This window comes from Levilactobacillus tangyuanensis (assembly GCF_003946545.1).
Lineage (GTDB): Bacteria > Bacillota > Bacilli > Lactobacillales > Lactobacillaceae > Levilactobacillus > Levilactobacillus tangyuanensis.
This window is the reverse complement of the sequence record NZ_RHOA01000010.1, coordinates 64,223-84,493: the sequence shown is the minus strand read 5'-3', so window position 1 is coordinate 84,493 and position 20,271 is coordinate 64,223. Positions and strand designations below refer to the sequence as shown.

Sequence of the window (20,271 nt, the reverse complement as noted above, 5' to 3'; positions counted from 1 at the left end):
AACACAGAAGTTAAGCTTCAGCACGCCGATAGTAGTTGGGGGATCGCCCCCTGCGAGGATAGGACGTTGCCACGCGACGTTAGGAACCCATGATGGGTTCCTTTTTTTATTGCCTTCAAGTTTCAGATGGGCGATAATAGAGGTATGCCGCTTTAGCTCAGGAGGTAGAGCGTTTCCATGGTAAGGAAGAGGTCGTTGGTTCAAATCCAATAAGCGGCTTAGTGATCATCGTTAAAGAGGGGGGATCATCAAGGCTATTTCTGATGAACTCCCCTTTTGTTATCGGCTTCTCTTCGATAACCGTGCACCCAATTATTAGAATTGGCGAAACTTTCGGGTCCACTTAATGAGAAAAACCGCTTAACGATGGCAGGGGCAGATAACAAGCGGTATACTTATGCCAACTAGTTAATCACTTAGTGACTGAATTCAAAAAGCTATGAAACAATTTATATGTGATCAACCCGGCGATGTTAAATTTGGAAAGCAGGTCAATGATGAAAAAATTACAACACGGAATCATAGCAGGCAGCATGGTACTCGCTTTCGGAATGGTGAGCCTAGTACCGGCTACCGCCCATGCTAGTACATACAGCGCCAAACGGAGCCACAGTGTGCGCCTGGTCTGGCGTCGTTCGATGAAGAAACATAGTTATCATGGCACCAAGGGGTATTTATACAGTAAGCACCTTGGTCGTCGTTACAAGGCATTGAAGGCCTATCCCAACACGACCTGGAAAACAATGGGTCATGAAAAATTGCGGATCAAGAAAAATGGTGAATATCGGATTTACTATCATGTGAAGAGCGCGAATGGCAAACATTCTGGTTGGGTTTGGCGTGGCCATTTGACAAAGGGCCGGGCAAAGCAAATCATTTACAATAAGAACGTCTCCGACAAGGATAGTTATCTAGAAGAAAATGACCTGAACCCAACGCCATCGGCAACTAAGATTAATCAGGCGTTTATCAAGATTGTTAATGAAGCCCGGGTAGCCAAGGGGGTTGATCCACTCCAAAAGAATGAAACGATTCAGACCCAAGTTTCTGATCAACGGATCAAACAAATTCCGACTAACTTTACGCATTATGATGCAGATGGTGTGGCCTACCAAACGGCTTTGTTCAAAGCCGTCGGACTGGAGAATGCCTCTCACGGTGAGGTAATGGACAACCGCGATTGGGCGCAATCCGATACGGCAACGGCTAAGATGATTGCCTATGACTTTCAGCATGATGGTAATAATGGTGCCCATTGGGACGTCATCACTTCTGGGACATATGTTTACTACGGCCTGGCTACCGTCAATCAAAAGGGAAAACTGTATACCGTTATGAATCTAATGAGCGAACCAAATAATTAGGTAGAAAGGATTTGTAAGAATGATTATGGGTCGAAAATTGTGGTTAGTCTGGCTTCCTTTGTTGGCGGTATTTCTGCCAATCACTGCGCAGGCTGCTAATCAATCAACACCTAAGAAGATGGTGGTTCATTATCGATCGACGACTGGGAAAAAGATTAAGGGTAATCGGACGTTAACGTCCACGGGTAGCAGCGTCTTGGCCTACGGATCAACCTTTGGTCCACAAGGAACGGGCATCTTTGGTCGTTCGCAGACGGGTTACGTCGCAAAGATTAAGGGTTATGTTCCCTTCAAGATTAGGAAGACCTACCGGTATCAGAAGTTGCCCGCTTCGATAACGGTCAAGTATATCAAGGAATCCACTTTGAATGAGAAGGTGGCCGCTAGCTACATGAAGCAGTTTAACGCCTACCGAAAGCAGCAAGGGCTGAACGCCTTTAAACATCGTAAAAGTCTCTTGAAGAAGGTCAATGTTCGGGCTCACGAGCTCTGGATTCGTGATGATCATATTCGACCAAATGGCCAATCATATAATGCCAAGCTGAGCGGTTATGGCGAAACCATGGCTGAATTGCCAGCCTACTATTTGCCGGCTGGTTATACGATGGGTGGCCTTGGTGCCACTCTAGTTTATAATAGCCAGGGGAATATTACTTATAAGGGTACGGCTAAGACGGCCGTCAATGAACTCATGACCTGTGACAAGCTACATCGGGACACCGAGTTGAATACCTGGGCCCATTACAGCGAAGTCGGTTTTAGCTTTGCCGCCGATGGGTCGGGTATGATGGCGCAGTTATTCCAGTATTAATTGGAGTGTTGAAAAAATGAAAAAAGTTTTATTGGGGATTTTCGGCCTACTGACCTTCTTTACTGTTGGGACGGTTGGGCACGCTGCCAGCAGCGCACAACTTGTTTCTCAGCAAAAGGTGACGTCGTACGGCAGGGTTACTGGCAACGTTAAGGGAACGTTGGTGGCCTTTAAAGAGGCTGGCTCCGGTGTACAATTGGTGACGACACATCAGCTGAGTCAGTATCGTAACACGGCGTGGATTGTTAACCGTTCAGCATTGGTTCGCCAAGCCAATGGTAAGAATCAGCGGTATGTTTACGTCACGTCAACGAATGCCAAGTCAAAGACGACTGGTTGGGTGCTTAAGAATGATCTCAAAATACCATCCAAGGTAAATCTGAATGCGCCTTACATTAGTCAAAATAAGGTCAAGGCTTGGATGGGGTGCGAGTCGGCCAGCTTGCTGGAGGGACTCCATTATAAGGGCGTCCTGAAATCAACTGGATTGGTGGCCTTCATGAAGAAGTTGCCTCGGAGCAAGACGAACAACCCGAATACCGGATTTGCTGGGAGTCCGTATAAAGTGACCCCAGGTGTCTTTCAATCTATATTTCCTAAACCATTGGCTAAGTGGGGCAATCGCTACCACTCGGTTAAAAATATCAGTGGCGCCAAGGTCAGCAAGCTACGTTCCGAGTTGCGAATGAATCACCCGGTCGTGGTTTACGTGACGTTGCACTTTGCAAAGGCCCAGTATGGCCGCTATTTCTGGGGAACCGGAATTAATAACAGCCACGTGATGTTGCTTGATGGTTATAAAAAGGGCGCGTATCACGTTGCGGACCCAAATCAGGGGAAGTATTGGGTGAGCGCGAACAAGTTTACTCGCAGTTATAATTACAAACATTATGCGGTTACAATTCAATAAGGAGTGGGATTATGAAGAAAGGGATTCGATTGGTTGTTGGCTTGTTGGTTGGGCTAGGCGTTGTGGGGACCGTTACAACGGCATCCGCCAATAGCTATAGCGTTAAATCAGGGCGCAGTTATAATTCTCGTGTCGTTAGAAGCAAGGGGTGGCGCTTATGGAATCAGCCTTATACCAAGTCTGCAACGGCAAAGGGGAAGACTGGTAGTTTAAAAGGTAAGCTGGTTCAAGTGGATCAAGTGGCTAAAAAGGGTCAGACAACCTACTTCCAAATTAGTCGACGGGGCCACAATTATGGCTGGATTAATGCCAAGGGTCTTAAAACCACGGCAAAATACGTCTTGCCATATACCTATACGAGTCAACTATATCCCCTGCATGCCCCCAATGCTTGTGAAGCTGCTAGCTTGAAGATGGCACTTTCGGTTAAGGGAATCGCGACCAAGACCAGTTTGAAAACAATCATCGATAAAATGCCAAAGTCTAAGTCGCCAGCTAAGGGCTTCACGGGTAATCCTTACACGGAAAGTCGCCCAGGTGAAACGCGGACAATTTATCCGGCACCGTTAACGGCCTATGCTAAGACCTATGATAGTAAGGCCAAGAATATCACGGGAGCAAGCAAGTCAACTTTAATCAGGGCAGTGAAGCGCGGTAATGCGGTTATCTTTGCCGGTGCATGGCGCATGCAAGGACAACGTCCATATCACGTCTTAGCGCTAGTTGGTTACAAGAACGGTAAGTTTTTAGTCGCCGATCCTTACATGGAAAAGGGCTGGCCAAATAAGGTTTACTGGACCAGTACAAATAACTTTATAAAAGTCTATCATAGCCGGCATTCACGGGCTGTTGAAATTGACTAGACCAATTTGAGGAATCACCATTTAAAGATGGTGATTCCTTTTTTGATTGCCGAAATGGGTTTTAATTTCCAACAGAATGTTAACCTGATAACATGTTGTTTATCGGCAAGAGAACAAGTCAAAAACTCAGGAGGAAAAGAGATGACACAACACGTAAAAAAAGGGCTTTGGCTCACTGCAACTGTTGCGTTGATGGGAACGGGAATGATGATGGAACAGCCAAAAGTAGCGTTGGGTGCGCCAGTCTATGACTCCGTTACCCAAGTTGCTCAGGCAGCAACGACGGATGAAACGAGTTCTGCGACAGAAATGTCAGCGGCTGATGCATCGGCATCCACTAATCCATCAGTTAGCGGGAATGAAAGCACTATGGCCACTGACACGACTGGCTCAGATCAATCAGTATCGGCTAATGAAGGCAATCCAGTGGAGGCGCCAGCTACTGATGTTAATACCGGATCAGAAACACAAACGGGGAACGAAGTGGTTCCTGAAACCCCTGCAGTCAATCCGGATGACCAGAATGTTGATGAAGGAAGTAGCGGTTCAGATATGAATAGTGCTTCCGAAGGGACGACTGGACAAGAAAATGTCGACACACCAGACACCGGGGATGAAACGGATGAAAGCACGGGAACCGATGAGAATATGGGCTCGGAAGATTCCTCTGGATCCGAAGGAAATTCATCAGAAGCCAATGACTCTGAGACCAATGGCGGTGATCAATCGGAGGGTGAAACATCACCCGGCGACAATGGTGATACTGACACCGACGAAAGCGATGCAAACACCGATGGACAGGACTCTGAAGCGCCAGATGAATCTGGTGACAATGAAGCGAACGGCAGTGACCAAGGCAGCGAAGAAGGTGCCGGTTCAGAAAATAATTCTGACAATAATGAGTCATCTGAAGGATCAGTAGGTTCAGAGGATGGACAGGATTCAAACGAGTCTGAAGGCAATGCTGGTTCTGACAATAATGAGAATAACGGTTCAGAAAATAATAGCGACGCCAATGAATCTGAAGGTAATGAAGGCTCTGAGGGCACCGATGGGTCGGACGGATCGGAAAACAATAATAATGGTTCTGAAGGTAGCGAAGGCTCCGAAGGTTCGGAAGGCTCTGAAGGTTCTGAAGGATCAGGAGGCAGTGAAGGTTCCGAAGGATCAGAAGGTAGCGAAGGTTCCGAGGGTTCCGAAGGTTCTGAAGGTAATGAAGGTTCTGAGGGCACCGATGGGTCGGACGGTTCCGAAGGCTCAGAAGGTAGCGAAGGCTCTGAGGGTTCCGAAGGTTCTGAAGGTAGCGAAGGCTCCGAGGGCTCCGAAGGCAGCGAAGGTTCTGAAGGTTCCGAAGGCTCAGAAGGAAGCGAAGGTTCCGAGGGTTCTGAAGGCTCAGAAGGCTCAGAAGGCAGCGAAGGTTCCGAGGGTTCCGAAGGCAGCGAAGGCTCTGAAGGCTCAGAAGGCAGCGAAGGTTCTGAAGGTTCTGAAGGTTCTGAAGGTTCTGAAGGCTCAGAAGGCAGCGAAGGTTCCGAAGGCTCTGAAGGATCAGAAGGCAGCGAAGGCTCCGAGGGTTCCGAAGGCTCTGAAGGTTCTGAAGGTAGCGAAGGCTCCGAGGGCTCCGAAGGTAGCGAAGGTTCCGAGGGTTCCGAAGGCAGCGAAGGTTCAGAAGGCTCCGAGGGCTCTGAAGGTAGCGAAGGTTCTGAGGGCAGCGAAGGTTCTGAGGGCTCCGAAGGATCAGAAGGCAGCGAAGGTTCTGAAGGTTCCGAAGGCAGCGAGGGTTCTGAAGGTTCTGAAGGCAGCGAGGGTTCTGAAGGTTCTGAAGGTTCTGAGGGCTCCGAAGGATCAGAAGGCAGTGAAGGCTCCGAGGGTTCCGAAGGATCAGAAGGCAGTGAGGGTTCCGAAGGATCAGAAGGCTCCGAAGGATCAGAAGGCAGCGAAGGCTCTGAAGGATCAGAAGGCAGCGAAGGCTCTGAAGGATCAGAAGGCAGCGAAGGCTCTGAAGGATCAGAAGGTAGCGAAGGTTCAGAAGGATCAGAAGGTAGCGAAGGTTCAGAAGGATCAGAAGGCAGCGAGGGCTCAGAAGGATCAGAAGGTTCCGAAGGATCGGAAGGCAGTGAAGGTTCCGAAGGTAGTGAAGGTTCCGAAGGTAGTGAAGGATCGGAAGGCAGTGAAGGTTCCGAGGGTTCTGAAGGATCAGAAGGCAGCGAAGGTTCTCAAGGCTCAGAAGGCACTACCGGTTCCGAAGGGTCAGAAAATGATACCGGCTCCGAAGGGACTCAAGGTTCTGAAGGTAACTCAGGCTCCGAAAGTAATCAGGGCTCTGAGGCCGATCAAGGGTCAGAAAATCTTGGCAGCAACGGAACAGAAAACGGTAGCGAAACGGTTACTGATCAGGGGACAACTGGCACTACTACAGGAACGACTGGTGGTCAGTCAACGGGAACTGATGCCGGCGTGACGTCAAATGCTGGTCATTCTCATGGATCGACTATCTATGGGGTCGATGAAGACCATCATCATTCAGATGATGCCGATGCATTACCACAAACGAATGAAGAACGGTCCAAGCTGGCTTGGATCGGGGCGTTGCTAGCAAGTGTGACGCTTGGCGCATGGCGGTTATTCCGTAAGCGTCGTGACTAAAAAGGAAAAAATGAAGTTGAGGAATCAAGTTAGACGGGTTAAATGACTAGATCGATCCAACGTTTAACAGATATAGAATTATCATTTATGCCGGAATCGAAATAAGCGATTGGGCAACTAGGGGCCAACGTGTCGAAGCGTTGGTTCTTTTATTGAGAATGATTCGCGATCATTGGGGACTGCCAGTCAGGTGAACACGAGATATTCTCATAGATTAAACAGATAAAGGGGGCATCGAACAAAAGCGATGGTTGGGGCTGTCGTGTACTTAGTTGTGGCTCATAGAGTGACGTGCGATTTGGCTAGTGAGCGTTCGGGGGAAGCCTATCGTAACCGAGATAGAGGATGTCTAGCAACGAACTAGATATAAGGATTCACATATTGGGGAGTGAACGGCATGAAAAATACTTTAAGAAAAACACTTTGGTTAACAGCGACCATGACAATGATTGGTAATGGCGTCGTGCCAACGACCGGATTTGCTAAAAACTTGACGATACCAGTGGAAGAACGGCATCAGACGCGGTCAAGCATTGATTCTTGGATGCCTAATAAGCTACTACAGAAGACGGTACTTAAGTCCTTGAATGCCGAAGACACCGGGAAAATGTGGAATACGGTCGATGATATTTCTCAAGAAGACATGGCACTGCTGACAGAACTGAAGTCTCCCGATCGATCGGATGAATTTCGCATTGATGGGAAGCGTTCCTATTCATTGCAGGGGCTGGAGTACGCCATCAATCTTGAAACAGCCAATTTGTACCAAAGTCAAAACAAATGGATGTTTGGGGATATTACGGATGTTTCGCCGCTAGCTGGCTTAACGAAACTAACGGTGCTGGAGCTGGGTGGACAGCGCATCAAGGATGTGTCCCCACTGGCCGGCCTCAAGAATCTAAAACGACTGGCGTTAGTGGGAAACGAAATCATGGATTTCTCAAGTCTTGCGTCGTTGAAAGATATTCCTGAATTAGCCATAACTGGTCAACGGATTTTACTCGATCCGATTAATATCAATGCTAATACAAAGAGCTATGATTGGATTTCCGGTGCCAAGATGCCTGATGGGACACCAATGCGGGTGGCACCCATGAAGCAACTTGGAATGATGATGGCGTTTGAAGACAGTGGGGCCATTATCTATCGACAATTTATGGCGGGCGGAGAGGCCGCACCAATCGATGGCGGCGCACGCTTTGAGGATTTGAAGGCCCAAGAAACGTTACAGGCGGGGGACGCGTTATTCGGCGGTATTATGCTGGGCGCGGGTAAAGAGGATAAGTATGCCATGATTCTCGCGCTTGGCACGCCGGATGGCAACACCCAAATGGGCTACATGGTTCAGCCGTACAAATTGGCTAATGAAGCTGCTAAGGTCACGGTTCAGCACGTGGACCAGGACGGCCAGGAATTGATGACGGCGCAAGAACTCACGGGGTTAGTGGGGGATACCTATCACTCCGAACAGAAGTCATTTGAGAACTATACGTTTGACCATGTCGAGGGCGAACCTGATGGAACATTTGGTGCCGATGAGCAGGTCATTAAATATATCTATCACAAGGACTCATCGGGGAGTGACGGCAATGACGGGGATTCGGATGGCAGCAGTGGCAGTGAAGGCAGTTCAGGAAGCGAGAGCAATGCTGGTAGTGAAGGTAGTTCGGGTGGTGAAGAGGTTCCCAGTGTCAAAGCCAAGGTGACGGTGCGTTACCAAGATGAGTTTGGCACATCATTGCTCGATGAGATGATGCTGACTGGGCAAGTGGGACAGCCCTATCAGTCGCAGCAGTTCTCGATAAACGGATATCATTTAAAAGAAATCAAGGGTCATCAAAACGGGGTTTTTAAAAGTAACGAACAAGAAGTTATCTATATCTATGCCAAGGATCAGGCTTCATCGGTAACAGTCCGCTATTTAGACCAAGACGGCCGGCAATTAGCGCCAGATCGAACGCTCTTAGGCCAACTGGGAGCTAAGTATCAAGCGGATGCCAAAGTCTTTCCAGGGTATAAATTGAAAGCGCAACCACAGAATAGTCAAGGCCAGTTTCTTCAGGAATCACAGACGGTGACCTTTTGGTACGAAAAGATTACGGAGGAGGACACTGATGGGGATGGTGATCAGGTATTGCCTGATCCAACGCCGCCAATTGTGACGCCGACGCCAGGGCTGACATCGCCTGCGGATAGTGGCGACCATCTCAGCGAGGCGCCGACGGCATCGTTACCGTCTAGCAATGTTGCTTTGCCGGCCGATCAAACTGGGTCGACCGCCTTGCCACAGACGAACGAGGCTAAACATGGTGGTATCGTACTAGGCATTACCTTACTGGGTGCCGCGGCTTTGAGTTGGTTCCTAGGAAGAAAGCATCGTTAAAAAAGACCCGTTGGAAACTTCTTCCAACGGGTCTTTAGTTTAGGCTTCGTCATAACGCGTAATTTCGAATTGGTGATTTTCGTATTTGGCCATATAGACATCCCTGACATTGGTAATGCCACGTGACTTCAGTTGGTCGAGTAGCCACTTCTCGTCATGGTTCATGAGTTCGAGAATGTCTAAGTCAATCTGACCATCGACGATAATCGGATAGCGAATATTACCATCCCCTTGTCGTAACACGGTTAAACTCCCATTTTGTTCAACGATGGCTCGTTTGACCTCATTGATTTGATAAACGCCGGCGGTTCTCAATTTGAAGTCAATTTCCTTGGCCGACAGGTTGGCCTTCAGGCAGTTATGAACGAGTAGCTTACCGTTACGAATAATGGTAATGGGGCCACCATCAATGAACTTTCCCACGGCGTGCACGTGAATCTTGAGATACCGCGTGACCAGAATCAGCAGTGACCAAATCAAGAGCACGATGACAAACTGGAGGAGGGTTACGGCCGAATTGTAAATGACGCCACCAACAATTCCCCCTAGGACGTAGTTTTGGACTTGGTCAATGGCCGAGGTGGGGGCTAGATTTCCCTTGCCCGATAAATTAATCAGAATCGTCATAAAAATAAAACCAACGACTAATTTTATAAAAACATCTGAATAGATAAACATAGGTTACTCCTTTACCAACTTAACTTTAGGACTTTCAAGGGTTACTTTTTCGAGGACAAATGCCGAGCCATCGGTGTTGTAGTCTAAGCGATAGTAACCTTTGCTTGATTTGATCAACAGGTTATCACCCACACTCGTCGAATTGATGCTCAGGCTACTGGGGGCTACCTTTAGGTGTTTAGCCGCCTGTTGGACGGTTGCCGAAATCTCGCCGGATTGTTTCGTTGCCGATTGAAGTGAAACGAGACTGTTAATTTGCAATCCTAAGACCAATAACAATAAGACGCCCGTGATAATACTAAGATCCTTGTATTTGACGTTCCACCGATTTCGTAAGTAGTGGACAAATAGACCGATAAAGACGACTAATAGGGCGATTAGCAGTCCAATGCGGGCATATTGCCAGGTGTTATGATGCGTGGTTAGATAACCATAGGTATAGAAAGTCATCGTGGTCCCCCTCAAACAATTGTTACTGTTTAGTTTATCACGAATTTTTTGAAAGGGGGACCACGGCTGTCTTGATGTCAGCGGCGGGGCGAGGGTAATTTGACAGGTCCCCTTCAGTTTCGTGCTAGAATTAAAGGTAGCGTGAAGAAGGGAAGGTTGAGCTGATGAAAGAGTTTGATGTTGTCGTGATTGGTGGCGGACCAGGCGGGTTGGCTGCGGCGTACGGTTTACATGCTCATGGCTTACGAGTGGCGGTTGTCGAGAAGGATCTCTGGGGAGGCACCTGTCCCAATCGGGGCTGTGATCCGAAGAAGATTCTTATGGCAGCGGTTGAAACACAAGGCCACAGTGAAGCCTTGCTGAATCATGGGCTCACCAGTGTTCCCCAGATTGATTGGCAGGCGCTAATGGCCGCCAAGCGAGCTTATACCAAGACAATTCCAGGTGGCACTAAGGGCGGTCTGGATGCGGCCGGTATCGCAACCTTTCATGGGGATGCGAGCTTCAATGGTGATGGGTCGCTGACGGTTGGCGAGGATCGCTTGAATGCTGCCAACTGGATTATTGCCACCGGGCAGGAACCGTTGCTCCCTGAAATTAAGGGGCAGGAATGGTTACGAACCAGCAATGAATTTCTTGATTTAGACCAACTTCCCGAAGACATCACCTTGATGGGGGCCGGCTACGTTGGCGTTGAATTGGCGGCCATTGCCAATGCCGCCGGCAGTCGCGTTCATCTGATTCATCACAGTGATCGGCCATTGCGAGCATTTGATGGCGATCTCGTCAAGGATCTGATGGACAGGCTGCGGGCCGAAGGGGTCGACGTGCAACTGGACACCGAAATAAATGCCGTGAGCCCAGCAGATGATCAATACTCGGTAACGACCACCGCGGGTGACACTTGGACGACTGGCATGGTCTTTGCCACGGCCGGCCGGACCCCCGTTGTTGCCGGCCTTCATCTTGACCGGGTGAACGTCGTGACAACTCGACATGGGGTAACGGTTGATGGAAATCTGCGGACGACCAACAACCACATCTTTGCCCTGGGTGACGTTGTCGATCGGCCACAACCGAAATTGACGCCGGTGGCGGGCTTTGAAGGCCGCTACCTCAGTGACACGATTACCACTTGTGACTCCCCAGCCATTGACTATCCCGTTATTCCATCGGTGGTTTATGGGAAGACCCAGTTGGCCCAGGTTGGCGTCACGACGGCAAGCGCGGCACAACATCCTGATGATTTCCGGGTGAATGACCTGGATCTCACCCATTGGTATAGCTACCAACGCATTCAGGACCCGCATGCCCGGATTAAGGTGATCATTAATAAATCAACCAACCATATCGTTGGTGCGGCCGTGATTAGTAGTGAGGCGGAACAATTGATTAATTACCTCGACTTTGTCATTCAAAACCACATGGGCCCCGCCGACATCGGTCAATCGATTATGGCTTACCCGACGTTGGCCTCTGACCTGACCTATTTTAATTAAAAATAATGAGCCACAATGACGATACTTATCGGATCGCCGTTGTGGCTTTTTGGTTGTCATCCGTGACAATTAAATAAATATTGAGGGAGCATGGTCGGTTGACGATGGTGGAACGGTCGGCTTTGCTAATTGATTATCAGGCTAAATTTGATGATGAATCCTTTAATAATAGGCGCTTGAGGATGCTGGCAGAGCTTGGCAATTGGTCGGCATTCCCGTATAGTGACGAGAATAGTTAAGAGTGGGGGAGAAATGATATGGGGATGGTTTGGCGACGGTTAAATAAGCGATACGTGGGACTGACGTTTGTGGGGCCAGTGATATTGGTTTTGATTCAGCTTTTCCAAGGCCTGTATGGCCGCGTTGGCGGTGGCCTGGATCCCTTTTTCAACTCGCCATTCACACTATGGTTAGGGATTGATCCGTTTGGTGAGGTCAGTCAGGGCTACTTCTTTATCTTGCCCTTGTTCGCTGCCTTGCCAGCGGCGACCCTGTTACAACGAGATCGGCAAACGGGTTTCTTGATGCAATTGAGAACGCGATTACCACAACGACAAATCCTGGTCGGTTACCTGGGTTGGTCCGCCGCGTTGGGAGGATTAGCGGTTGCTGGCCCATTACTGTTGAACTTAACCGGCTATTTGCTGATGCTACCCAGTTTACGGCCGGACAACCTGTTACATAGTAATTTAGGCCTGTACAGCTTCAATACCGTTGCCATTGGATTCTATTATGCCCACCCACTGGGGCATGCCTTATTGGCCATAATCGTAGCCTTCTTGTGGGGGAGCTTATTTGCGCTGTTGGTCACAACGGTGGGATTCTTCACGGACTATCGGTTTGTGGCGGTTAGTGTGGGGATGGTCTTGCAGGTCGGGCTGTTGTTAGTCCAACCGGTCACAGGCCAGGACAGTAGTCTGTCGCCGGCCCAGTTTCTTAAAGAAGCTTCGGCCGCAGATGTTACCTGGCAAGTGGTCCTGATGATAACCGTTGCGATGATGGGACTCGTCGGCCTGTTAGGCATTGTGGGGTGGCATCGTCATGTTAACGGTTAGATGTTTACGCCAACAGGTGAGAATGTGGTGGCATCATCCGTGGCGAATTGGACTCACGGTCATCATCGCTGGCTTGATGCCCTGGCGGTGGTTAAGGTTCTTGCAAGAACCGACTACCCCGGCGATCGACATCTATCAGCGACTATTTAGTTTGGAAGACTTTAGTTTTATTTATTTACCCGTGGCCTTGATTCTCGGCTTGATTGGGTTACGGTCACGCGTGACAGACTTTGGTGTGACCGGGACGCGGTCCACTTGGTGGCGACAGATTCTGATTCAAAGTGCCCTGGGACAAGGGGGATTGTGGATCGTCTGGACAGCGATGTCCGTGACGGGTTTCTGGCTTCGCGGCGGCTGGCCGTTAGCGGTTTACGTGTTGCGGGGGGCCGGTCAGCTCGGTTTAAACCAGCTGTTTTTTAGCGGCATTGGTCTGATCATCTATGGCCTTTGGCAGCAAAAGACCTTGGCGATTATGATGAGTTGGTTATTGGGACTGGGATTCCTGTTATTTCTCAGTGGTCAACCGTGGCCTTGGCTAAAATTCACTCGACCGCTGGCGTGGGCGACGATGTGGTTCAATAGTTTGGCAATGATCGTTCTGGTGGTGGGACTCATCGGTGCCCTGTGGGAAATTGTTCATTGGCAAGATGTTAATTAAGCTTTTTAGGGGGAGAAATTAATGGCCTTGATTCAATTGCAGGGGGTCAGCAAGACGATCCGACGACAGCAACTCTTACACGAGGTCTCGTTTTCAATCGAGCAGGGGACGATCACCGTTTTGACCGGGATCAACGGGTCAGGAAAGACGTTGATTCTAAAGGCGTTGCTCGGCCTTATTCGGACAAAGGGCATCGTGACCGTTAACCAAGAGCCCTTGCAGTTGGGACAACGCTATCCCATCCGAGCAGGTATCTTGATTGAAATGCCGGCGGTGTTACCGGAATTTTCGGCCTATGAGAATCTACAATTGATTGCGGACCTGATGCCGGGTGTGGGGGATTCGGCTATCCGGCAAGTCTTGAAGCAATTTGATTTACCGACAACGAAGACGACCAAGGTGCGGCATTTTTCGTTAGGGATGAAGCAAAAACTAGGCATCGGCCAAGCAATTCTGGGGCAAAATGACCTGATTGTTTTGGATGAGCCCACCAACGCGTTAGACACCCAAAGTATTGAGAACCTGATTGAAGAACTTCGCCGGCTCCAACGGGCGGGCAGCACTATTGTGGTGGCGTCGCATGACCGTGACTTTGTGACGGCAATTGCGGACAAGGTGATTCGAGTTGAAGCGGGGCGGGCGTATGAGGCATAAATTAATTATCTTATGCGGGCTATTAATGGTCATGGTTGGTGGTGCCTGGCGGTATCATCAGGTCAATTCGCAGATCCCCCAACATCCGGTGGAGGAACGGTTCTTTCAGAAGGGACGATGGGTGGCGGGCCGCACCGCGCGGTTTAAGGTCCAACGGGTCAAACAGCAGGTCCATGCCGATATGGTGGCGGTGAGCGTGCATCTATTGATTGAGCAGAAGCAAGCCGCGCATTATGGATTTAAGGCTGGGAATTATAACCTGGTGGAGAACACCTGGTTAAATGTGCCCTACATGATTAGCAATCCTGCTAGCTCAATGCGGCATCCATCGGGAAAGATCTTTACGGACCGGGAAATGGCGACCGAGGGCATCAAGGACGCCTGGCTGTCGTTTACGGTGCCAAAGACCAGCTATGAGCAACGATCACAGCCGGTTCGGTTCAGTTTTTTGGCACCGGAACAACCGCATCAGTTTATCAAATACTCGCTATTCCTACCGCCAGTTGCCTAATTTGACTGGTTTTTCAGTTGATGGGAAGCAGTCAAAACTTGTGGGCCCCTTTTCCCCGTCTCTTTTTTGGCGTATGATGGGTTTTATCATCAAATTCTAAGAAGGAGGGGTCCACACATGGCATTTCTTGGGACTTTATGTTTAATCCTAGTGTTAACCACGCTGGCCGGTAGTCTATCGAACCGGCTCGGTGTTCCAGCCGTGATTGGGGAATTGCTGATCGGTATTCTGATTGGCCCAGCTTTATTGAACTGGGTTCAGTTAAATAGTCTGGTCAGTTTATTTGCCGACATCGGCGTGGTTGTCTTAATGTTTCTCGGAGGGCTGGAGAGTAATCTGCAGTTACTGATGAAGTATCTACGCCCAGCCATTGTGGTGGCCACCTCCGGCGTGATTTTTCCGGTGGTCTTCATGGGGCTGGTTTCCTGGTTGTGGGGCTTCTCGTTACTGGAGGCCCTCTTCATTGGCGTGGTCTTTTCAGCCACTTCGGTGTCCATTTCGGTGGCCGTCCTGAAAGAATATCACGCGTTGACGACGCGTGAAGGGGCCACCATCTTAGGGGCCGCCGTGGCGGATGACATCATTGGCGTGGTCTTGCTGTCCCTGATGATCAGTCTTTTAGCAAGTCAGGGGATCCAGACGGCTGGGAAGCAACCGGCGTTGGCCCTCGTGCTCTTGGAGCAGGTGGCCTTCTTTGGCGGAACCTATTTGTTAGTCAAGTGGGTGGCACCTTACCTGATGCACCTGAGCGAACGGCTGGTGATGGCTTCCAGTGTTACCATCATGTCGATGGTGATTTGCCTCGGGATGGCCTGGCTCGCCGATATCGTCGGCCTGAGCGGGGCAATTGGGGCCTTCTTTGCCGGGATCGCCGTGGCCCATACGCCGTATCGTGAGGTCCTGGTCGACCATGTGGAGCCACTGGGAAATGCCGTCTTTATTCCCGTCTTCTTCGTTAGCGTTGGCCTGAATATGACGTTTGACCACTTCGGGAGTAACCTGATGCTGATTGTCGTCTTGACCCTGTTGGCCTGTGTCACGAAGCTATTAGGCTGCGGATTAGGGGCCAGGTTGAGTGGCTTTTCGATGTCGAGCAGTAAGGTCATCGGTACCGGGATGATTGCCCGAGGAGAAATGGGCCTCATCACTGCTCAAATTGGGCACCAAGCGGGCCTGCTGAACGGCAGTGATTACTCCGTCATGATTCTGGTCATTATTTTGGCCACCATCTTAGCACCATTACTATTAAAACAAGCCTTGAAACGGGCCCCCCAGGGGCAACCGGAACAGGCTTTATAACCGGAAAAGTCCTTTGAAAGTGATTCCCCCGGATCGGCCTATGCTCGATCCGGAGCGTCATTTCGCGAGGACTTTTTATTTTGCTTGCCATCCGGGCCAACCACGGGTACTCTGGGAGAGTATCAGAGATTAGGGAGGAAACGAAAATGAAAAAAGGATTGTTTTGGGTCGGGTTAACGCTTGCCGTCGCCACGATTGGCGCGGCCGACGTGAACTCCGCTCAGGCAGCGGCTTGGCATCAGGGGACGCCCAAGGCGCTACGCCACACTTGGTTTTATAACGGCAAGGGCGACAACAAAGCCTACATCACTTACGGCAAGTCTAAGAGTACGGGGAATCTATTCGGGCTGGACAGTGAGAAGCAGCGGTATTACCGCTTGCCGGGATATGGTTTGAAGAAGATCCGTTACCAGTCGTTGGGCAAGCATGTTTATCGCTTGTCAGGGGTGCAGTATTCGCCTAAGGGCAGTACCGTTCAGTTCGATGGTCAGCGATTAAGCTACAAGGTCAAATTAACCAAACAGCAGTTGCATTTCTACAAGGGCTATCATAACTACGTTCGTAAAGCGACGTTCCCAGTGATGAAGACGCCCGCATCATTGAAATAGAGTCGAACGAGGCCAATCAAAGTGATTGGCCTTTTTAGATCTAAAAAAGCAGCGACCCTTGCGGATCGCTGCCAAAAGTTAGTTCTGAAATTCATGTTCAATCTGGAGATCGGCCTGCGGAATCTTGTCGGAGGCGATCAGTGGCGAAGCTGGACCGATGCATAGGAGTGTCAGGTGGTGCATCGCCCGTGAAGCAATCGTGTACAGCGTCCCGGTCAGTTGATCATCCGGATAGTTGTCGGCGGAGACGTTGTAGGCAATGACACTGTCAAATTCCAAGCCCTTGGCCAGGTAAATTGGCAAGACGACAACGCCCTTAGGCAGGGAACGATCGGTATCGGTGAGCCGGGTCAGGTCAACTTGGGGATGCAGTTCTTGGTACACCCGTTTGGCTTCCGCGTTGCTCTTCGTTAGAATCGCGACGGTTCCATTGGTGGCCAATTCAAGTTGAACTTCATGAGCCAAGGCCTTGAAGGCCGCCGGCTCGTCGTAACGAATGACCACCTTAGGCAAGTCCCCGGGACGGTTGAATGCCTCAATCTGGTCACCATCCGGCAAGAGCGCCTTGGCAAAGGTGGTGATGGGAAGTGTCGAGCGGTAGGAACGGCGCAGGGTAATTAGTCGGGACCGTTTGACGTTTAAGGCTGAGTCCAGTTTCTTTAGAATGGCCGCTGGTGATTCGACGGCTTTGAACAAGGCCTGTTCGCTATCTCCGAGTAGGGTCAGCTTGGCCCGTGGAAAGGCATGTTGGAGATAAATCAGTTGCGCCATGGAATAGTCCTGCATTTCATCGACAAACAGATGTTGCATGCGATGATTGGCCCCACCACCGGCAAGCAGGTCGCGAAGATACAGCAACGGTGCCGCATCGGTGAGGGCTAGCCGGTGGAATTCAATATCGTGTTGGTAGTTGGCAACGACCTGTTGCCAGGCGTCAGCGGACACATCGTCGGGTAGTGGGCATTGCGCCATGAAGGCCGTGTACTGACTGTAAGTGTCGAGAAAGTAGCCATTGTAAATGGCGTCATCGACCGGCCGAAAACGGCGGCGAACAATTTCGCGAGCAATGAAGTCAATCTCGTCATCGAGCTGTTCAAACTTGCCCAAATGTTTTTCGCCTAACAGGTTGTGATAATCCTCGTCGCTGAGCTGATCGATTTCATCGCGAACCCAGTCGGCCTTGGCCTCATCGGCGATTCGATGTTTCAAGCGTTTTTCGAGGGCATTCTTGGTCCGTAAGAGTCGGTCCGCCGGCGCCGTGGCCGCCGGGAAGCGAGCGTAGATGTCGCGGATGGTTTCCTTATCGAAGAAGACCCGGCTTTGGAACCGAATGTCGGTGAACTTCAGATCGGTGGGAGCAATGTGCTGACAATAGTCGGCAATCGCCGTCATCATGGTGGCACTCTCTTGGAATTTCCGGACGGGCAGGTTCACCGGCGTTTGTTGATCGGCCTCATAACGTTCGAACTGCGTTTGCACGTTGAGCCCCTGGAACCGTTGCGTTAGAAATTCGGCCAGCGTGACCTGCCGCATATTACGTTCACCAAGGCTAGGCAACACGTCACTGATGTAGTGGCTGAATAGGCGGTTAGGAGAGAAAAGCACGATTTGGTCGGCCTCAAGGTCGCGGCGACTGTGATACAACAGGAAGGCAATCCGTTGAAGAATCGCGGAGGTCTTTCCGGAACCGGCGACCCCCTGGACGACGAGGAGATCGCTACGGGTGTCACGGATGATGTCGTTTTGCTCTCGTTGAATGGTGGCCACGATGTTTTGCATTGTCTCGTCGTTCTGTTCACCCAGAGCGTGTTGCAGCATCTCGTCGCCAACGGTTTCGTTGGTGTCGAACATGCTTTCAATCTGGCCGTTTTGAATCAAAAATTGGCGTTTCTTTAGTAGCTCGGTCTGTTGGTCACCGACGGGGGTGCTGTAGGCTACCTTACCCAGCACGCCATTGTAGTAAATACTAGAGATTGGGGCGCGCCAGTCATAGACCAGGAAGTTCTGATCGTCATCGACGAAGGAGGCGGTGCCAATGTATAGGGACTCGGGATGGGCCTCCTGTGGATCTTGAATATCGATCCGGCCGAAGTAAGGCGATTTTTGGAGTTCTTTAAAGGTGTCTAGTTGGTCTTCAATGATATTTTGATTTTCGGTTAGTCGGGAGACCAAGGCCCGTTGTTGTTGCAACTCGGCACTCGTTTCAATCCGGTCATCGACTTCGAACCAGTTAACCGAGGTGTTTTCACTATAATTCTTCAACACGTTTCGCAGTTCTTGGTGGGCGGCATCGTAGTCGGCAGTTGTTTTATCGATTCGTTTACCAATTTGCCGGGCGACGTGATCAACCCGCTGTTGTTCCTGTGATTCTTCGCTGGTGGTCAAGAGACCGCCTCCTTTGGATAGTCTAAATTGCCTAACAAGTTTAGTCATTTTCCCCCACAGTGTCAATCAAAGGCCCCGATATTTGGCAAATCGGTGCCAGTTTTATCGGAAACGATTTGCCCCGGAAAATGGGCGACGCCATCGGTCGATATTCAGTCGGTCTGGTACGGTTATCGGCCACGTCATTGATAAAGTTATTTATAGTCGTGCTTGGTTTACATTCCACGATAAAACCACTAAAATATAGGAATAGTTACTTGAAGAAGTAGACCAATCTCAGAGACAAGCTGCCCGTGCTGAAACGGCTTGACGGTTGAAATGGATCAAGAAATTTTTAACTTCGATAATAAACTTATCGCGGGGTCACCGTTACCGACAAGAGTGGTGGTCAAAATGGCCGCAAACTAGGTGGTACCGCGCAAGAGCGTCCTATTGGCATTGGCTAATAGGGCGCTCTTTTAGAAAGGATGACGAATTGATGAGTAAGAAACACGTAATTTTAACGGGGGATCGTCCCACCGGTAAGCTTCACATTGGACACTACGTTGGGTCATTGAAGAACCGGGTTGCCTTACAGAACACGGGCGACTACGAGACCTTCATCATGATTGCCGACATGCAGGCCTTGACCGACAATGCCCGCGATCCCGAGAAGATTCGCCACAGCCTGTTACAAGTGGCCTTAGACTACTTAGCCGTTGGGATCGATCCAGCCAAGTCAACGATCCTGGTCCAGTCGCAGATTCCTGCCTTGAATGAACTGACGATGGCTTACCTGAACCTGGTTTCTGTTTCTCGACTGAACCGGAACCCAACCGTTAAGACTGAAATTAAGCAAAAGGCGTTTGGTGAAAGTGTCCCAGCTGGTTTCTTCATTTACCCAGTGAGCCAAGCCGCCGACATCACGGCCTTTAAGGCTGATACCGTTCCCGTTGGGGAAGACCAAGAACCAATGCTGGAACAGACCCGGGAAATTGTCCGCAGCTTTAACAGCATCTACCAGCAAGATATCCTGGTTGAACCCGAAGGCTACTTCCCACCTAAGGGCCAAGGCCGGATTCCAGGCCTCGATGGTAATGCCAAGATGAGTAAGTCCTTGGATAATGCCATCTACCTCGGAGATAGTGCCGACGATGTTCAGAAGAAAGTGATGTCCATGTACACCGATCCTGAACATATCCATATCGAAGATCCCGGTCACATTGAGGGCAACACGGTCTTCACTTATCTGGATATCTTTGCCGATGACAAGGAACACGTGGCTGATCTGAAGGCACAATACCAACACGGTGGCCTCGGGGATGTTAAGATCAAGCGGTACCTGAATGAGGTTCTCCAGGACAAACTGGCCCCAATTCGCGAACGGCGGGAACACTTTGCTGCCGACGAAGCGGGCGTCTACGATATTCTGAAGCAAGGTAGCGAACACGCTAACCAAGTGGCCGCTCAGACGCTGCGCGAAGTTCGCCACGCCATTGGGATCGACTACTTCGGTTAGAC

The 20,271-nt window shown here is 50.1% G+C and carries 17 protein-coding genes and 1 tRNA gene; 15 read left to right on the top strand and 3 right to left on the bottom strand.

What is annotated here, in order from left to right:
- Window positions 1–146 precede the first annotated feature (146 nt).
- The 7 genes from EKM96_RS07980 (at window position 147) to EKM96_RS07950 (ending at window position 8,974) form a co-directional block, all read left to right on the top strand.
- Window positions 147–219 (top strand) — tRNA-Thr (locus EKM96_RS07980).
- A 275-nt stretch (window positions 220–494) separates the two neighbouring features.
- Window positions 495–1,364 (top strand): spore germination YkwD domain-containing protein, encoded by an 870-nt coding sequence (locus tag EKM96_RS07975; RefSeq protein WP_125642239.1) that lies wholly within the window; start codon window positions 495–497, stop codon window positions 1,362–1,364.
- A 19-nt stretch (window positions 1,365–1,383) separates the two neighbouring features.
- Window positions 1,384–2,175 carry a CAP domain-containing protein gene (locus tag EKM96_RS07970; RefSeq protein WP_125642236.1) on the top strand — a complete coding sequence of 264 codons (792 nt, stop codon included), beginning with the start codon at window positions 1,384–1,386 and terminating at the stop codon, window positions 2,173–2,175.
- A 16-nt stretch (window positions 2,176–2,191) separates the two neighbouring features.
- A complete protein-coding gene (locus EKM96_RS07965; protein ID WP_125642232.1) occupies window positions 2,192–3,085 on the top strand; it encodes a C39 family peptidase in 894 nt (297 codons plus the stop codon).
- A gap of 11 nt (window positions 3,086–3,096) precedes the next feature.
- A complete protein-coding gene (locus EKM96_RS07960; protein ID WP_125642231.1) occupies window positions 3,097–3,948 on the top strand; it encodes a C39 family peptidase in 852 nt (283 codons plus the stop codon).
- Window positions 3,949–4,089: 141 nt separating this feature from the next.
- A complete protein-coding gene (locus tag EKM96_RS07955; RefSeq protein ID WP_125642229.1) occupies window positions 4,090–6,591 on the top strand; it encodes a midas domain-containing protein in 2,502 nt (833 codons plus the stop codon).
- A gap of 397 nt (window positions 6,592–6,988) precedes the next feature.
- Window positions 6,989–8,974, top strand: a complete 1,986-nt coding sequence (locus EKM96_RS07950; protein ID WP_125642226.1) for a MucBP domain-containing protein — start codon at window positions 6,989–6,991, stop codon at window positions 8,972–8,974.
- Between the two features lie 39 nt (window positions 8,975–9,013).
- Here EKM96_RS07950 and EKM96_RS07945 read toward each other — a convergent pair whose 3' ends face one another.
- Window positions 9,014–9,652 (bottom strand): DUF421 domain-containing protein, encoded by a 639-nt coding sequence (locus EKM96_RS07945; RefSeq protein WP_125642223.1) that lies wholly within the window; start codon window positions 9,650–9,652, stop codon window positions 9,014–9,016.
- 3 nt (window positions 9,653–9,655) lie between these two features.
- Window positions 9,656–10,102 (bottom strand): DUF3290 domain-containing protein, encoded by a 447-nt coding sequence (locus EKM96_RS07940; RefSeq protein WP_125642221.1) that lies wholly within the window; start codon window positions 10,100–10,102, stop codon window positions 9,656–9,658.
- 164 nt (window positions 10,103–10,266) lie between these two features.
- Here EKM96_RS07940 and EKM96_RS07935 point away from each other — a divergent pair, with 164 nt between their 5' ends.
- The 7 genes from EKM96_RS07935 (at window position 10,267) to EKM96_RS07905 (ending at window position 16,386) form a co-directional block, all read left to right on the top strand.
- Window positions 10,267–11,601: a dihydrolipoyl dehydrogenase family protein gene (locus tag EKM96_RS07935; protein WP_125642219.1), complete on the top strand. Its 1,335-nt coding sequence runs from the start codon at window positions 10,267–10,269 to the stop codon at window positions 11,599–11,601.
- Window positions 11,602–11,858: 257 nt separating this feature from the next.
- Window positions 11,859–12,656: a hypothetical protein gene (locus EKM96_RS07930; RefSeq protein WP_125642217.1), complete on the top strand. Its 798-nt coding sequence runs from the start codon at window positions 11,859–11,861 to the stop codon at window positions 12,654–12,656.
- Window positions 12,643–13,314: a hypothetical protein gene (locus tag EKM96_RS07925; RefSeq protein ID WP_125642214.1), complete on the top strand. Its 672-nt coding sequence runs from the start codon at window positions 12,643–12,645 to the stop codon at window positions 13,312–13,314. Before EKM96_RS07930 ends, EKM96_RS07925 begins: the two co-directional genes overlap by 14 nt.
- Window positions 13,315–13,335: 21 nt before the next feature.
- Complete coding sequence (locus tag EKM96_RS07920; RefSeq protein ID WP_125642211.1) at window positions 13,336–13,968, top strand: ATP-binding cassette domain-containing protein; 633 nt, start codon at window positions 13,336–13,338, stop codon at window positions 13,966–13,968.
- The gene (locus EKM96_RS07915; RefSeq protein ID WP_125642209.1) at window positions 13,958–14,479 is read left to right on the top strand and encodes a hypothetical protein; all 522 of its coding nucleotides are present in this window, start codon (window positions 13,958–13,960) and stop codon (window positions 14,477–14,479) included. Before EKM96_RS07920 ends, EKM96_RS07915 begins: the two co-directional genes overlap by 11 nt.
- A 117-nt stretch (window positions 14,480–14,596) precedes the next feature.
- The gene (locus tag EKM96_RS07910; RefSeq protein WP_125642206.1) at window positions 14,597–15,778 is read left to right on the top strand and encodes a cation:proton antiporter; all 1,182 of its coding nucleotides are present in this window, start codon (window positions 14,597–14,599) and stop codon (window positions 15,776–15,778) included.
- 146 nt (window positions 15,779–15,924) lie between these two features.
- Window positions 15,925–16,386 (top strand): hypothetical protein, encoded by a 462-nt coding sequence (locus EKM96_RS07905; protein WP_125642203.1) that lies wholly within the window; start codon window positions 15,925–15,927, stop codon window positions 16,384–16,386.
- Window positions 16,387–16,464: 78 nt separating this feature from the next.
- On the opposite strand, the gene helD is transcribed toward EKM96_RS07905, so the two are convergent.
- A complete protein-coding gene (helD, locus tag EKM96_RS07900) occupies window positions 16,465–18,819 on the bottom strand; it encodes an RNA polymerase recycling motor HelD (RefSeq protein WP_191987351.1) in 2,355 nt (784 codons plus the stop codon).
- A gap of 430 nt (window positions 18,820–19,249) precedes the next feature.
- Between helD and trpS the strand changes: the two genes are divergently transcribed.
- A complete protein-coding gene (gene trpS / locus EKM96_RS07895; RefSeq protein ID WP_125642197.1) occupies window positions 19,250–20,269 on the top strand; it encodes a tryptophan--tRNA ligase in 1,020 nt (339 codons plus the stop codon).
- Window positions 20,270–20,271: the final 2 nt, after the last annotated feature.

Coding starts and splice junctions, on each gene's coding strand:
- EKM96_RS07950 (WP_125642226.1), top strand. CDS start 6,989: ATGAAAAATACTTTAAGAAAAACACTTTGGTTAACAGCGACCATGACA.
- trpS (WP_125642197.1), top strand. CDS start 19,250: ATGAGTAAGAAACACGTAATTTTAACGGGGGATCGTCCCACCGGTAAG.
- EKM96_RS07930 (WP_125642217.1), top strand. CDS start 11,859: ATGGGGATGGTTTGGCGACGGTTAAATAAGCGATACGTGGGACTGACG.
- EKM96_RS07910 (WP_125642206.1), top strand. CDS start 14,597: ATGGCATTTCTTGGGACTTTATGTTTAATCCTAGTGTTAACCACGCTG.
- EKM96_RS07915 (WP_125642209.1), top strand. CDS start 13,958: ATGAGGCATAAATTAATTATCTTATGCGGGCTATTAATGGTCATGGTT.
- EKM96_RS07955 (WP_125642229.1), top strand. CDS start 4,090: ATGACACAACACGTAAAAAAAGGGCTTTGGCTCACTGCAACTGTTGCG.
- EKM96_RS07960 (WP_125642231.1), top strand. CDS start 3,097: ATGAAGAAAGGGATTCGATTGGTTGTTGGCTTGTTGGTTGGGCTAGGC.
- EKM96_RS07965 (WP_125642232.1), top strand. CDS start 2,192: ATGAAAAAAGTTTTATTGGGGATTTTCGGCCTACTGACCTTCTTTACT.
- EKM96_RS07970 (WP_125642236.1), top strand. CDS start 1,384: ATGATTATGGGTCGAAAATTGTGGTTAGTCTGGCTTCCTTTGTTGGCG.
- EKM96_RS07925 (WP_125642214.1), top strand. CDS start 12,643: ATGTTAACGGTTAGATGTTTACGCCAACAGGTGAGAATGTGGTGGCAT.
- EKM96_RS07905 (WP_125642203.1), top strand. CDS start 15,925: ATGAAAAAAGGATTGTTTTGGGTCGGGTTAACGCTTGCCGTCGCCACG.
- EKM96_RS07975 (WP_125642239.1), top strand. CDS start 495: ATGATGAAAAAATTACAACACGGAATCATAGCAGGCAGCATGGTACTC.
- EKM96_RS07945 (WP_125642223.1), bottom strand. CDS start 9,652: ATGTTTATCTATTCAGATGTTTTTATAAAATTAGTCGTTGGTTTTATT.
- EKM96_RS07935 (WP_125642219.1), top strand. CDS start 10,267: ATGAAAGAGTTTGATGTTGTCGTGATTGGTGGCGGACCAGGCGGGTTG.
- EKM96_RS07920 (WP_125642211.1), top strand. CDS start 13,336: ATGGCCTTGATTCAATTGCAGGGGGTCAGCAAGACGATCCGACGACAG.
- helD (WP_191987351.1), bottom strand. CDS start 18,819: ATGACTAAACTTGTTAGGCAATTTAGACTATCCAAAGGAGGCGGTCTC.
- EKM96_RS07940 (WP_125642221.1), bottom strand. CDS start 10,102: ATGACTTTCTATACCTATGGTTATCTAACCACGCATCATAACACCTGG.